Origin of the sequence: Sorangium sp. So ce406 (genome assembly GCF_051474675.1) — a bacterium.
Lineage (GTDB): Bacteria > Myxococcota_A > Polyangia > Polyangiales > Polyangiaceae > Sorangium > Sorangium cellulosum_G.
Window position 1 is genome coordinate 2,502,987 of record NZ_CP150340.1, and the last position, 14,435, is coordinate 2,517,421.

Below are 14,435 nucleotides of genomic sequence, written 5' to 3' on the forward strand. Positions count from 1 at the left end.
AACCGAGACCGGTGCCCGGGGGCGGTTCGACCGCCTTTCCTCAGCCCAACCCGGGTCGGTTTGCTCCCGCGGGCTGGCCTTCGACCGCGGCGCGGCCACTCCTCGTCGCGGTGTTATCCGGAGAAATGGCCCCCGGCCGCGCGCCATGCGATGGCCTTTCCCCAGGTTCTGCCCGGCCGACGCTCCCGGCCGCGCTCGACGGAGGAGATCATGTTCCATAACGAAGGCTACGCTCTCTTCATCGGCGTCAACGACTACCGGGTCTTCGATCGATCGATGGGAAACGCCGCGGGGACCAGCGATCTCGAGGGCAGCGTCAACGACGTCGCCACCTTCTGGCACGCGTGCGTCCGGATGGGCATGCGGCCCGAGAACCTGCGCGTCGTCACGAGCCCGCGCGCCGACCTCGCCCGCCTGCCCGGCGCGACCGAGGCGAACCTCGGCGAGGCGACCGAGAAGGGCGTGCGCGAGGCCCTCGGCTGGCTCGCCGACAAGGTCGCCGGCGGCCGCGCGGGGCTCATGACCTACTCGGGACACGGCGCGCACACCCCGGAGAAGGGGCTGCTGCTCTGCCCGAGCGACGTGAGCGGCCCGGGCTTCGAGCGCGCCATCGCCTTCGAGGAGCTCGGCGCGCTGCTGAAGGACGCCGAGAACCTCACCGTGGTGCTCGACTGCTGCCACGGCAACGGCGCGGCCCCGGACGCCCGCGGCCGCCGCCCGCTCACGCTGGTCGGGGCAGCGCCGCCCGGCAGGCTCGGCGACGACGACCTGCGCATCGGCGCGCGCGTGCTCGCGGCCTGCAGGCCCGGCGAGGTCACCCAGCAGGCCACCTTCGGCGGCCGCCCCCAGGGCGCGTTCACCTGGGCGATCGGCGCCGTCATCGAGCAGTGGACGGCAGCGGAAGACGGCGGCTGCGTGTACCTCACGCTGAGCTACGGCGAGCTCGTGAGGCGGACGCGGCTGGTGCTCGACGCGCTCGATCTCGAGGGCACACCGCAGATCGTCGGGGAGCCGGGCGTCGCGCGCCTCGCCGTGCTCCAGACAGGGAGCCGGCCGGAGAAGACGAGCCATACGCCGGACGCCGGACGCGAGGTCGGGCAGCTCGACGGCGGCATGAACAACCACCGTATCTACACGCTGAAGGCGATCCGCAGCCAGGATCCCACACATCCCGTCGTCCTCGCCCAGGTGCTCGTGACCGGGAATTACCCGCCCGCCGGTTACAAGGCACAGACCGAGTATTACTGGGTATCGAACAGCGTCCCCAGCGACGCGCAGAGCATCCAGCTCACGGCGGTGGACGGCGGATCGCTGCCCTCGGGGTCCTACAACCTGAGCTGGGGACAGATCACCCCCTGGATCGGGAATCGCAAGCCGCAGCAGGGGGCGACCAACTTCATTTACGCCGGCACGAGCGGCGCTCCCACGTTCGGGCTCAACTGGGGCCTCTCGTACGACCCTCAGTCGAGCAAGTGGACAGGATCCATCCGCTGGTACGACACCACCGGCTCGAACCTGTTCGGTGGAGTCAGCGCGAGCAGCATCAACTACACGGCGACGAACAACACCGCGCCGCCGGCGGGCCTCACCTACAAGGCCGAAAAGACCTGGACCTGAGGGGGCGCGCCGAACGACCGCACCAGCCGGATCCCCATGGTGAGCCGCGGGACGTCCGGCCGGTTGCCGAAGCGCGCCGCCGACCGGCTCAGATCGAGCGGGCTGCTCCACGCCCCGCCGCGGACGGCCCGGTACTCGGGATCGCCCGCGGCCGCCGCCTCGATGCGCAGGCGGCCGCCGACGATGGCCGGCCCCTCGCTCCGCCAGACGTTGACGCACCAGTCCCGCGAGTTGCCCGCCAGGCCGCGGACCCCGTAAGGGCTCTCGTCGGCGGGATAGCTGTCCACCGGCACCCGCGCCGGCTGCCCCGCGTGGCTCTCGAGCGCGCAGGCGAAGGTCGCGTCGGCGTGGTCGCCCCAGGGGAAGAACCGGCCGTCCGCGCCCCGCGCCGCCTTCTCGCGCTCGACCTCGTCGGGCAGCCGCCACGGCTGGCCCCGGCGCGCGGCGTACCAGCGCGCGTACGCCATGGCCGCGGCCCAGTCGACCAGCACCACCGGCTGGTCCGGCTCGAGCGGGCAACCCCAGTCGTCCACCGCCAGCGCGAAGCGCCCGCCGTCGGTCCGGGTGAACGCGCGCCGATCGCCGGCCCGGTCCGCCATCCCGAGCTGGGCCCCCGGGCAGGCCGCCATCGCCTCGGCCTCCCGGCCCGCGGCGACAAGCTCGTTGAGGAAGACGAGGTACTCGGTGTTCGTCACCGGAAACCGCCGGATCACGAACGCATCGACCCAGACCCGCCTCGCCGGCAGGCCGTCGGCAGCACCTGGATCACCGCCAATCCAGGCGAGGCCCGCGGGCACGTAGACGTCGCCGGGGTCGAGCTCCCCCGCGGACGGCAGCGCGATCGGGGTCGGATCGCGCTCGCCCGGCGCGCAGCCGTCCCAGTGCGCGCCGCGCTCGATGAGCAGCGGGTAGATCACCTCGGCCCGGCCCGGGGCGCGGATCCGCAGCCGGTAGCGCCCCCGCAGGAGGGGCGCGGCGCGGAGCGGCGTCACGCCGAGGAGGCCCTGGTCCTCGGGCACGAGGCGGCGGTTCTTCAGGGCGAAGCGCTCGACCCGCACCTCGGCGCCGGGCGGATCGGTGACCAGCGAGAGCGCGCCCTCGCCGCGGAGCAGCGCCGCGTACCGGCCCCGGTCGTGGGCGCGGAGCTGCGCCTCGAAGCGCGCCGCGTCGGCGTCGCGGTGCGCGAGCTCGGCGGCGATGAGGCGCTCGCGGTAGCGATCGGCGAGCGCGGCGTGGGCCTCGGGCAGCTCGGGATCCACGGTGAGGGCGCCGTGCACCGCCTCCAGCCAATCGGCCTCGCGCAGCGCCGCGGTCACCTCGAGGTGCGCCGCCTCGTCCTCGCGCTCCCACGACGGCTGCTTCCGCTCCTCGGGGTCGAAGGGCCGGACGCCGGCGAGCAGCGCCTGCGCCTCGGCGCGCTTGCGCCCGGCGGCGGCGCGGAGGGCCTCGATGCCGGGCCCGATCGCGCGCGCCCGGTCGAGCACGGCGAGCGCCTGCTCGCGACGGCGGGCGCCGTCGAGCCAGGTCACGACGTCGCGGGTGAGCGCGCCCGCGTCCGGGTACCGATCGGCGATCGCGCGCCGCATCGCGCGCTCGCAGATCGCGGCGAGCTCGGCGGGGACGGGGACGCGCGCGACCTCGAGGACGGGCGGCGGCGGCCCGGCGAGGACCTGCCGCACCACGGCGAGGGCGCTGTCCCCGTCGTAGGGCATGCGGCCGGCGAGCAGCACGTAGAGGATCGCGCCGAGCGCGTAGACGTCGCTCTCGGGGCCGTGCAGGTCGCGCTGCCCGCGGGCCTGCTCGGGCGGCATGAACGAGGGCGTGCCGAGCACGTCGCCGTGCTGCGTGAGCTGCGGGGCCGCGTCGTCGAGCGCGCCGCCGCTGGAGGGCGCGCCGCCGCTGGAGGGCGCGCCGCCGCCGGAGGGCGCGCCGCCGCCGGAGGGCGCGCCGCCGCTGGAGGGCGCGCCGCCGCTGGAGGGCGCGCCGCCGCTGGAGGGCGCGCCGCCGCTGGAGGGCGCGCCGCCGCCGGAGGGCGCGCCGCCCTGGCTGGAGGGCGCGCCGCCGGCGCGGCGCCCGAGGCCCCAGTCCATCACCAGCACCTCGCCGAACTCGCCCACCATCACGTTCTCGGGCTTGAGGTCGCGGTGCACGACGCCGCGGCTGTGCGCATACGCGACCGCCTGGCCGAGGCGCGCGAAGGCGTCGATGAGGCGGCGGAAGGTCCAGCCCGAGGCGGTCTCCCGGAAGCCGTCGGGCCCCGCGGACGCGTGCAGCTCGTCGAGGACCTCGCCGAGCGTCCGGCCGCGCACCTCGCGCATCGTGAACCAGAGCCGCCCGTCCTCGAACTCGCCCAGATCGTGGACCGCGACGATGCCCGGGTGCTGGAGGTCGGCGGTGAGCTTCGCCTCGGCCAGGAAGCGGGCCCGGCTCTCCGGCGCCCCCGTGAAGCGCGCCCGGAGGACCTTCATCGCGAGGACGCGATCGAGCACCGTGTCGCGCACGCGCCGCACCTCGCCGAACGACCCGCCCGCGATCAGCCCGAGGTCGCGGTAGCGCGCCGGGAACGGCGGCTCCGGCGCGGCGGCCGGGCCCGCCCCGGCGCGCGGCGGCGCGGGATCGCCGTCCCGCCCGCCCCTGCGGCCCACCTGGCCCGTGCGATCGCGAGCGATGAGCTCCGTCGCGGGCAGCTCGACGAACGTGCGCGTCGCGTCGGCGCGGGACGGGCGCTCCTCCTCGTCGCGCTCGTCGCGCTCGTCGCTCGAGGGCTTGTCCGTGGGCTCGTTCGATGGGGTCAACGTCGTCCTCGCGGTCGTTGTCGCGCGGCCGACGCCGATGGTAAATTACGCGGGCGCCATGGGGGCACTGAAGCGGGCCGGATTCGACGGCACGATCGCGCTGGGCTCCCGGTGCCTCGTCGGCCGGCACGCCGGGTGCGACCTGCGCCTCGACGACCCGCGGATCTCGGGTGAGCACGCGGGCCTGCGCTGGGTCGATCGCGCCTGGGAGCTCCGCGATCTCGGCAGCAAGAACGGCACGTTCGTGGGCGGCCGGCGGCTCGCGCCGGGCGAGCGCGTCCGCCTCGGCGAGGGGGACGGGTTCTCGGTCGGCGGCCCGGAGCACGCCTTCACGCTGATCGACGGCGCCCCTCCGGCGGCGAGCGCGCGGAGCGCCACGAGCGGCCGGGTGCGCGTCGCCTCGGGCGGGCTGCTGGTGCTGCCCGACGAGGAGCACCCGCGGGCGAGCGTCGTCGAGTGCGGCGGCTGGCAGCTCGAGACCGAAGAGGGGGCGCGGCCCGTGCTCGATCGCGAGGTCGTGATCGTCGACGGCGAGGGCTGGGTCCTGGATCTACCGAGCGCCGCGGCCGCGACGATGGACGTGGAGGGCGCCGGTCCGCTGCTGGAGACGATCGCGCTGCGCTTCGGCGTGACGCGCGACGAGGAGCACGTCGAGGTGGAGGTCCTCCACCGCGGCGAGCTCACGAAGGTGCCGCCGCGCACGTACCACTACCTCCTGCTGACGCTGGCGAGGAGACGGCTCGCCGACCGGGATGCGTCCTCGGCCGAGCAGGGCTGGGTCGAGAGCGAGGCGCTCTGTCGGATGCTGGCGACCGACGCGCCGAAGCTCAACGTCGATATCTTCCGGGCGCGCAAGCAGCTCGCGGCGCTGGGGATCCGCGGGGCCGCGGGGGTGATCGCGAGGCGACCGGGGACCGGGATGATCCGTATCGGCGTGGAGCAGCTAGAGGTGGTGCAGATATGAAGGGAGACGGGAGAGGCGGTATCAGAGCGGCTGATACAGCTGGATCAGGTTCCCACAGGTGTCCGAGAGCACCGCGATCATCACCGGGCCCATCGGCGTGGGCTCCTTGGTGAACGCGACCTGACGCTCCTTGAGGCGCGCGAACTCGGCCTTGAGATCCTCGACCTCGAACGCGGCGAGCGGGATGCCCTGCGCGAACAACGCCTGCTGGTACGTCTTCGACGCCGGGTTGGCGTTCGGCTCCAGCACGAGCTCCACGTCGTCGGGGCCCTCCGGCGAGACCACCGTGATCCAGCGGTACTCTCCGAGCGGGATGTCGTGCTTCTTCTTGAAGCCGAGCACCTCCGTGTAGAACGTGAGCGCTCGGTCCTGGTCCTCGACCATGATGCTGTTGAGCTTGATCCTCATCGACGATCGCCTCGCTGGGTGAATGGTTCGAGGCCGACTCTGCCAGGACCGCCCGGCTCACGCTTCTCGAAAACTGCGAAACGCACCGGGCGGCAACCGGCCCATCAGGGTGAGACAACCGGGCACGAGCTCCCACGGAAGCCTCCCCGGCACCTGGACCAGCGCGCGCACACGCCGCTGGTACGCCGACGGCGGCATGCCGATCCGCTGCGCGAACTGCGCGCTGAAGCTGCCGAGGCTCGAGAACCCGACCTCCATGCACACGTCGGTCACCGAGTGGTGCCCGGCCGCCAGGAGCTGCTTCGCCAGATCGAGGCGCCGCCGGATGCGATACTGGTGCGGGGTCACGCCGAACACGGCCTCGAACTGCCGGATGAAGTGATAGGGCGAGATCGCCACCTCCCTCGCCACCTCCTCGATCGACAGCCTCGATTCGCGCACATCGGACAGCAGATCCCGCGCCCGGCAGAGGTTCCTCAGCGCCACGTGTCCCAGCAGCATCGCCTGCAACCACGATAGAGCCCCGCGGCGGCTGGCTCAAGCGACCCTGCCGGCGCGCCGCTGGCGCGGTGCTCCCGCCTTGCGAGCCCCGCGCCCCGGGGCGTTATGATCGCCGCCCATGGACATCGCTTCCTTCCTCGACCAGATCGAGCCGCTGACGCACCACGACCGCGTCCGCCGCGCCGTGGAGCTGGGCCGCGCCGCCGCGGGCGGCGACGCCGGCGCCGCGGCCCTCCTCGGCGCGCTCTCGCGCGGCGCTCAGCCGTACGAGCGCCTCCTCGCGCTCATGGCCGTGTGCGGGTCCGGGGACGGCGCGCGCGTCGTCGCCGCCCTGTCGGACCCGTCCCGCGCCGTGCGGCAGCGCGCGAGCCGCATGGTCGCCCGCTTCTGCGACGACGCGCAGGCGCTCGAGGCGCTCGGCGCCCTCCTCTCGCGGCGCACCCTCGTGCGCACCGTGGCCCAGCTCGCGCGGCGGAAGCGCCGCGGGGTCGTGGACGCCTTCCTCGCCGCGCGCATGAAGCAGGGGCGCGATCCGGCGATTGTCGATCTGCTCCCCTTCGGCACCGAGAAGCTCGCGTCGTCGCACCGGCGCGACATCGACGAGGCGGGCGGCCCGCGATGCCTCGCGCGGCTCGCCGCGATGCACCCCGCGGCCGCGGCGCGCTGGTTCGGGGAGGCGATCGCGCGCGCCCGAACGCTCGACGTCCGGCAGCGCTACCGCCTCGCCCCGCTGCTCGTCTCGCTGGCCCGACGCGCCCCCGACGCGGCGGTCGCGCTGATCCAGGCCCTCTTCGCGCTCGGCGAGGAGCCCTCGTTCCTCGCCGACCCCCTCCGCGTGCTGGCCCGCGCGCGCCCCGCCGCCACGTTCGATCTCCTCCGGGCCCGCCACGAGAGCGGCCTCCCCGCGCGGCCGCCCGGCGCCTTCCACGTCGTGCGCTTCGACAAGGGGGTGCGCGGCCTCGGCGCCGAGCGCCTCGACTACCTCATCCGCCACGCCTGGGGCACGCTGAGCGACGGCAAGCGGGGCGCGCGGTGGTTCCTGCGGCTCCGCGCCGACGACCAGAAGGCCGTCCTGCGGGCCTTCCTCGACGGCGGGCGCGGGGGCTTCGGCGCGTTCCTGTTCCGCTACGTGAAGGCCGAGTCGCCCGGGGAGCACGCGATCCGCGAGCGGGCCTTCGCGCGCTGGTCGTGCGCCGCCCAGGCCTCCGACGGCACCATCGCGCCCGAGCTGCTCGAGGTCCTGCCGCGCGACCTGCGCGAGCGCGAGGCGCGGCGGCACCTCACGGAGTGCCCCGCGCTCGCCGCCAAGCCGGAGCGGCGGATGACCTACGCGCGCCTGCTCGGGTTCGCCGAGGCCAGGGAGGTGCTCGCGCCGTTCCTCGGGCACCCCGAGGGCGACGAGCGGGCGCGGGCGCAGGCGCTGCTCCTCGCGACCGTCGCGCACGATCGGGGCGCGATCCCGGACGCCCTCGCGGCCGTGCGCGCCCGCAAGTTCGAGCAGGATCCGGTGCGGCGGGCGATGATCGGCGCCCTCGCCGCGCTGCCCGTCGCCCGGTTCGGGCCGCAGCACCTCGAGGCCGTGGGCGCCGTCGTGCAGGACGCGCTCGACGCCGCGGACCTGTCCCAGGCCACGGCCTCGGCCGTGGAGCGGCTCGTGGTGAAGCTGTTCCGCCTCGACGGGGCGTGGGGGGCGCGCTGGCTCGCGAAGATCCTCGCCGCGCGCGGCGCCGTCTCGACGGCGGGGCTCGGGGACGGGCTGACGCGGGCGGAGGCCGAGCGGCTCACCCCGGCGCTCGCGCAGCTCGCGGATCTCTGGTGCACCCGCGAGCGCGCCGCGGCGGTGCTCCTGCTCGCGCAGAGCCTCGGCGTCCGCCTCAAGGTCGTGCCGCCGCTGCTCGAGGCGCTGGAGCGGCTCTCCCGCGAGCTCCCGTTCCTCGGCGTCGCGATCGCGGCGCTCGGCCTGCTGAGCCTCCACGATCGGCCGCGGTTCGCCCGGCTCGTGCCCGCGCTCCTGCGCGACGACAGGAGCTTCGTCCTGGTCGGCGTCGTCGCCCGGCACGTGAGCCGGAAGCGGCAGGACCTCCTGGATCCGCTCCTGGAGGCCCAGCCCATGACCGGCAGGTTCGCGACCGGCCGGACCCACTGGGTCGTCGATTTCGGCGCGGGCCACGGCCGCTGGACGGCGAGGCAGCAAGAGCGGTACGCGGCCAGCCTCCGCGCGCTGCTCGCGGACGAGACGTGCGACGTCCCCACGCAGCGGTTCGCGGTCTCGACGCTGATCCGCCTCGCCTACGCCGACGCGTCCGCGTTCACCCCGTTCGCCTCGGATCCGCGGCAGCCCGTGCGCGAGATGGCCGTCCGCGGCCTGCCGTGGCTCGACGCCGGCCAGGGCGTGCCCGTGCTGATCGAGTGCCTGGGCGACGATCGCGCGCGCTGGGCCATCTACGCGCTCCGGAAGGTGTTCGCCGAGATGACGCGGCAGCGGGTGCTCGCGGAGCTCCGGGCGGTGCCGACCACGAAGGTGACCGTGGCCAAGGAGGTCGTGCGCCTGCTCGGCGAGATGGGCGGCGAGGACGCCTACCGGGACCTGCTCCGGCTCGACACCCCGAAGGCGCACCGCGACGTGCGGATCGCGCTGCTCCGCGCGCTCTGGGACCACCTCGACCGGCGCGAGACCTGGGACGTCTTCGCGCGCGCCGTCCAGGATCCCGACTGGATCGTCGCCTCGAAGCTCGCGGACATCCCGCTCGGCAGGCTGTCGGCCGAGGCCGAGCAGCGCGTGGTCGGGCTGCTCGCCGCGATCCTCGGCCGGGCGGAGCCCGAGGCGCGGCTGGATCTGCTGCGGCGCGCCGCGCACCTGCCGCTCCGGGACGAGAAGCGCGCGCTCTTCGACCGGCTGCTCGGGCACATGGGCGCGGCCGCGCCGGAGGAGGCGGCCGAGGCGCTCGCCGCCGCGCTCGCCCGGATGCAGCCGGGCGAGGTACGCCGCGTCGTCCAGCGCCTCGAGGAGCTCGCGCCGAGGCGCCGCCACCTCGTGGCGTTCCTGCCCGTGCTCACGGCGCGCCTCGGCGCCTATGCCCCGCAGCACCACCTGGCCGTCGGCCAGGGGCTGCTCGCCGCGCTGAAGCAGGACGTCCTGGCCGTGCCGCAGTACCTCGGGCTCGCGGCGCGCCTGCTCCCGTGGCGCGAGCTCGGGCAGGCGCTCACCGACCTCGGCCGGCGGGAGCTGCTGCACCACGACGCGATGGTCGCGGCGATGGCCGCGGTGCACGCCTGCGTGCACCCGTCGCTGCTCGAGCAGGAGCTGCGGGAGAGCAAGGATCCGCGGCTGCGGCGGCTCGCGCTGGAGGCGCTCGTGCAGGCGGCGTCCCCGAAGAACGGCTGGACGGCGGAGCGCCGCGCGCTGCTCGTCGAGCGCTACCGGAAGGACCCGTCCCCCGCCGTGGCGGGGCCGGCGTCGTTCGTCACGCCGCCGTGAGGCGGCGCGCGGCGGGGGATCGGACCTTCACTGGCACGGGCTTTCGCTGTCGCCGAACGCCGCGCCGCACTCGGCGGGATCGCTGAGCGCGCGGCTGACATGGAGCAGCCGGCAGGAGAGCGCGCCCTCCTCGGCGCTCGCGACCGAGTAGCCGGAGTCGCGGGCCGCCCCCGGCAGCGCGCTGCAGTCGAGCGCGCACGCGGGCTGGTCCGGGAACGTCTCGTCGAAGTACTCCTTGCAGGCCGCCTCGAGCAGCATGCAGTACGACTCGCAGTTGCCCGTCAGGCCCGTCTCCGGCTCGTCGGCGGAGCCGCAATGGCCGTCGCCGCCCGGCCCCGTGTGCGGGCAGTGGGCGGTCGGCGCCAGCATCGCGCTGTAGGCGTGGTACTTGCGGCAGCCCACGGTGTTCTCTTCCCGGTCCTCCACGCCGCCGGGGGGGAGCGCACCGCAGACGGCGAGGCACTGCGCCTCCGACTCGTAGACGGCCAGCTCGCCCGTGCACGAGGTCATCACGACCTGGCAGAAGCCCTCGCAGTCCGGCTCGGTGCCCGCCGGCTCGACGCACGGCTCCACCGGCATCAGGCTCGAGTGCTTGCAGTGCTCGTCCGGGTCCACGGTCGCGGAGCTCACGTGCACGAGGCGGCACTGCAGCGTGTCGCCCTCGTGGTTCTCGATGACGTCGAACATGTCGGCGTCCGTGAGCCCCTCGCACATGGCGACGCACTGCTCGTGCGAGTCGAGCTCGGCCGTGCACGCGCCGGCCCGCAGCGCGCAGTAGCTCTCGCAGTTGCTCCCGCAGACGCCGGCGCCGCCCGGGCCCGCCGGCGGGCAGTGCACAGCGACCTCGCCGGTGCGCCCCGCGAGCTCCGCCTGGTGGGCGCGGCAGGCGACCGTGTTGTCCACGGGCTCCAGCGGGTCGCCCGGCTCCAGCAGCGCGCACACGCCGTGGCAGGTGTCCACCGTCGAGTAGACCTGGTGCTCGGCGGTGCAGTTCTCCATCACGGCCGCGCAGTACGCCGCGCACTGCTCGCTCACCTCGGTGGGCTCCGGCTCCTGCCCCGGATCGACGTAGGTGCGGTCCTCGATGCCCGCGATCGCGTGGCAGCCGAGCCACGTCGCGGCCGCCAGCGGAGCGAGCAGGATCAGCGACAGGAGCCCTGTCATGCGCCTCATTGGAACGTCCCTCCCACGAGCAGCCCGACGTTGCGCCCGTCCACCATCGGCCCCACCTGGACGCGCGAGGTCTGCCTGGGCGCGACGACGAAATACAGGACGGCGCCGCCGATCACGGCGGCCGTCCCGAGCCCGAACGCGACGTTCGAGGCGGTGGCGGCGCTGCTGGCCTCGTCGGTCAGCGTGACGCCGCGCGGATCCTCGCATGTCGCGCCGCCCTTGCAGTAGTCCTCCGCCTCGCCGTTCTTCGAGATCGCCCTCACCCCGAAGAACGTCCCGACGCCGAGCCCCACCACGCCCGCGCCGCCCACGACCAGGCCGATCAGGCGCGTCGTGTCGCCGCCGGACTCCGCCGGCGCCGCGGCGCTGCGCGCGGGCGCGGGCGCCGGCGCGGGGCCCTCCTCGGCGCTGGGCACCGGCGTGCCGGGCACGCTCGGCACCGCGCTGAGCCGCGTGAGCGGCGGTACCTTGACGCTCTCCGCGGCGCTGGTGGCCCCGAGCTTCACGGTCGTCTTCCATGTCTCGTGGCCCGGCGCGCTCGCCTCGATCGCGATCTCGCCCGGATCCCGCGGGATCGCGATCCCGAACAGCGGCCGCTCGAGGGCCTTGCCGGCGACGCTCACCGTGAGCCCATCGATGGCCAGCGCCTCCGGCGCGACGTCGATGGTGAGCTTCGACAGGCCCGGCTCCAGCCGGGCCGCGCGCGCCTGCGCCTTGCGGGCGCGGTCGGTCTGCCCGGCGGCCTGCGACTCCGACATCGCCTGCCGGAACGTCGCCCAGGCGCTCGCGGTGCGGCCGGTCTTCTCGTAACACTCGGCCAGGTAAAGGAGCGTGCCTATCCCCGGATCGATGCGGTGACTCTGCTCCAGCCTCGGGCACGCCTCCTCGTTGCGCCCTTTCTTCATCAGATCGAGCGCCGCGTCGAAGAGCGCCTCTGCCGTGGCCTTCTCGGCGGCGCTCGGCTCCGCCCACGCGGGGATCGCCCCGGAGATCAACGCCGCGCACAGCCCCAGGCCGGCGCGGCGTGCGATGCATCGCTGATGACGTTTCATTCGTCCCGTACTCTCCTCCAAGCTGGCCACGACAGGGCCCGAGGGCCGTTGATCGGCGTCGCGCGCGCCTCGCTCAGCGCCGCCCGCCGAAGTCGCTGATCTCGTTGTCTCGACGCGGCTCCGGGCGCGCCGCCGGGCCCGGCTGCGGGCGCTCGGCGGGCCGCATCGCCGGCGCGCCCGGCTGGCCCGCGGGCGCCGCGCCCGGGGTCGCTGACGCGGCCGGCGGCCGCGCGCTCGCGCTGGAGGCCGCGGGCGGCGCCGCGGTCGCGTCGGCTGCGGTCGCGCCGGCGGTCGCCTCGGGCGCGCTCGCGCCGGCGGTCGCCGCGGGCGCGGTCGCTTCGGCCGCGGCGGGCTTCGCAGGCTCGGGAGCTGCCTCGCGCGCAGGGCCGGGCGCCGCGGTCCCGGGGGGCAGCTCCGCCGCGGGCGCCGCGGGCTGTTCGCCGGCGGCCGGCGGCCCGGAGCGCAGGAGGAGCACGGCGGCGATCGCGACCGCGGCGAGGGTGGCGCTGCCGGCGAGGGCGATCCCGATCGCCGCGCCCTTGCGCCCTGCGCGCGGGGGCTGGCCCGTGTTGCTCCACGAGTTGACCGTGGGGCCCGTCTCCGCGGCCGAAGCGGGCGACGCCGCGCCGTGCGGCACGGACAGGCGCGCTCCGGCGCCCCCCTGCGTCCCGCCGGGCGCCATGGACACGCGCGCTCCGGCGGCGTGCGGGCCCCCGTGCGACTGGATGTGCGGCGCGGACAGGCGCGCTCCGGCGGCGTGCGCGCTCCCGTGCATCGCGCCGGGCGGCAGGCTGGGCTGGCTCTGGAGGCTCGGCCGCGACCCGCCGGGGTCCTGGAGCCCGAGCACGCGGCGCGCCCGCTCGGCGTGCACGTGGCTCCCGGGGGGGCCGAACGCGAGCAGCGCGGCGGCGAGGTCTCCGACGTTCCTCCACCGCTGCTCGCGCTCCTTGGCGAGGCAGTGCATCACCGCGGCGTCGAGGTCGTGCGGGACGTCGGGGCGAATCTGGGCGACCGTGAAGGGCGACTCGTAGAGCAGCGCGGAGAAGAGCTGAGGGACGGAGTCGCCGTTGTACGGAGTCCGCCCGGTCAGCATCTCGTAGAAGATGACGCCGAGAGACCAGATGTCCGCGCGGGCGTCGACCTCGCGGGCAGAGCGCACCTGCTCGGGAGACATGTAGAGCGGCGAGCCGAGGAGGGTCGCCGTCTTGGTCAAGGACAGCTCTTCGCGCGAGATGCCGAGCAGCGCCTTGGAGATCCCGAAATCGAGGACCTTGATGATCCGCTCCCCGTCGGGCCGGCGCGCGAGGAACAGGTTCGCCGGCTTGAGATCGCGGTGGACGATGCCGGCGGCGTGCGCCTCGGCCATCGCCTCGATCGCCTGGAGCATGTACCCGACGGACTCCATCACGGGCAGCTGGCCGCGCGCGCGGATCTCGTCCGAGAGGTTGTTCCCGTCCAGGAACTCCATCACCATGTAGGGCAGCCCGGCCTGGAGCGAGCCGACGTCGAGGACGCGCGCCACGTGCTCGCTCTTGATCCTGGCCAGCGCCCGCGCCTCGCGCCGGAACCGCTCCGCAGGGTCGCCGCCGCCGCTGTCGGTGCCGGGCGAGTGCAGGAACTTCATCGCGACGCGCTGATCGAGCTCCAGGTGCCACGCGGCGACGATCATGCCCATCGCACCTGCGCCCACGATCTGCTCCACGCGGTACTTGCCCGCCAGCACATCGCCCACAGCAACGGGAGCCGCCATGGTCCTAGGCTAGCCGAGATCCGGGGGCGCACCTACTTCGGAGAGCGGCATCCTGCGATCCGGACGTAAGAGGCCTGTGGATTTTTCTGCCGCGACCAGACCGTGTCGCTGGACACATCGTGGGCGAGCCTGGCGCTGGTGCTGGCGGGGTGCTCACGGGCTCACCAGCGCGATGCCGTCGACGCAGCGCCAGCGCTCGGCCTCGCCCTCCACGGCCCACAGCTCGAGCCGCTCTGCGCGCCACGCCTCGCCTGCGAGCGCGAGGACCCGCGGGTCGGCGGCGAGCGCCTGTCGGCGATCGGCCGGCAGGTCGCCGTACACGAGGCTCACGTGCGGGCGGAAGGGGGTCTCGCGCGCGCCGAGCGCGGTCGCGGCCGCGCGGCGCAGGGCCGCGAGCGGCTCGGTCGGCGCGACGTCGACGAACACGCACTGGTGGTAGGCGCTCCCGGTCGCCGGGCCCCGCGCCTCCAGCGCGATCGGGCGGCGCGCGCCGAGGCTGCGGAGCTTCGCGGCGAGGTCGCCGCCGTCGCCGCGCAGCCCGCCGAGCAGGGTGAGGTGCGGCGCGAACGCCGGCCCGCCGGTCTCCCGGGCGAGCGCCTCGATGAGCTCCTGCAGCCGCGCGCGCGGCGCCCCGCCGGGGACGAGCCAGAGCGCGAACGCTGTCTCTTCCGCCATTGTGCTCCACGAGCGCATCGCC

Annotated in this window: 10 protein-coding genes; 3 read left to right on the plus strand and 7 right to left on the minus strand. The window is 75.0% G+C overall.

What is annotated here, in order from left to right; all coding sequences use genetic code 11:
• The first annotated feature begins 210 nt into the window (after positions 1-210).
• The gene (locus tag WME96_RS09385; RefSeq protein WP_437289802.1) at positions 211-1,617 is read left to right on the plus strand and encodes a caspase family protein; all 1,407 of its coding nucleotides are present in this window, start codon (positions 211-213) and stop codon (positions 1,615-1,617) included.
• Here the strand turns inward: WME96_RS09385 and WME96_RS09390 are convergent.
• Positions 1,590-4,412: an SUMF1/EgtB/PvdO family nonheme iron enzyme gene (locus tag WME96_RS09390; RefSeq protein ID WP_437289803.1), complete on the minus strand. Its 2,823-nt coding sequence runs from the start codon at positions 4,410-4,412 to the stop codon at positions 1,590-1,592. The genes WME96_RS09385 and WME96_RS09390 overlap by 28 nt on opposite strands.
• A gap of 58 nt (positions 4,413-4,470) precedes the next feature.
• On the opposite strand from WME96_RS09390, the gene WME96_RS09395 reads away from it, so the two are divergent.
• Positions 4,471-5,376 (plus strand): FHA domain-containing protein, encoded by a 906-nt coding sequence (locus WME96_RS09395; protein WP_437289804.1) that lies wholly within the window; start codon positions 4,471-4,473, stop codon positions 5,374-5,376.
• A gap of 21 nt (positions 5,377-5,397) precedes the next feature.
• Here the strand turns inward: WME96_RS09395 and WME96_RS09400 are convergent, their stop codons facing one another.
• Positions 5,398-5,784 carry a VOC family protein gene (locus tag WME96_RS09400; protein ID WP_437289805.1) on the minus strand — a complete coding sequence of 129 codons (387 nt, stop codon included), beginning with the start codon at positions 5,782-5,784 and terminating at the stop codon, positions 5,398-5,400.
• 57 nt (positions 5,785-5,841) lie between these two features.
• Positions 5,842-6,285, minus strand: a complete 444-nt coding sequence (locus tag WME96_RS09405) for a helix-turn-helix transcriptional regulator (RefSeq protein ID WP_437289806.1) — start codon at positions 6,283-6,285, stop codon at positions 5,842-5,844.
• Between the two features lie 118 nt (positions 6,286-6,403).
• Here WME96_RS09405 and WME96_RS09410 point away from each other — a divergent pair, with 118 nt between their 5' ends.
• The gene (locus tag WME96_RS09410) at positions 6,404-9,763 is read left to right on the plus strand and encodes a hypothetical protein (protein ID WP_437289807.1); all 3,360 of its coding nucleotides are present in this window, start codon (positions 6,404-6,406) and stop codon (positions 9,761-9,763) included.
• A gap of 27 nt (positions 9,764-9,790) precedes the next feature.
• On the opposite strand, the gene WME96_RS09415 is transcribed toward WME96_RS09410, so the two are convergent.
• From WME96_RS09415 to WME96_RS09430, 4 genes are all read right to left on the minus strand, one after another.
• The gene (locus WME96_RS09415; protein ID WP_437289808.1) at positions 9,791-10,936 is read right to left on the minus strand and encodes a hypothetical protein; all 1,146 of its coding nucleotides are present in this window, start codon (positions 10,934-10,936) and stop codon (positions 9,791-9,793) included.
• Complete coding sequence (locus WME96_RS09420; RefSeq protein ID WP_437289809.1) at positions 10,933-11,988, minus strand: hypothetical protein; 1,056 nt, start codon at positions 11,986-11,988, stop codon at positions 10,933-10,935. The genes WME96_RS09415 and WME96_RS09420 overlap by 4 nt, the downstream gene beginning before the upstream one ends.
• Positions 11,989-12,061: 73 nt before the next feature.
• Positions 12,062-13,738, minus strand: a complete 1,677-nt coding sequence (locus tag WME96_RS09425) for a protein kinase domain-containing protein (RefSeq protein WP_437289810.1) — start codon at positions 13,736-13,738, stop codon at positions 12,062-12,064.
• Between the two features lie 153 nt (positions 13,739-13,891).
• Complete coding sequence (locus tag WME96_RS09430) at positions 13,892-14,413, minus strand: 2'-5' RNA ligase family protein (protein WP_437289811.1); 522 nt, start codon at positions 14,411-14,413, stop codon at positions 13,892-13,894.
• Positions 14,414-14,435 lie beyond the last annotated feature (22 nt).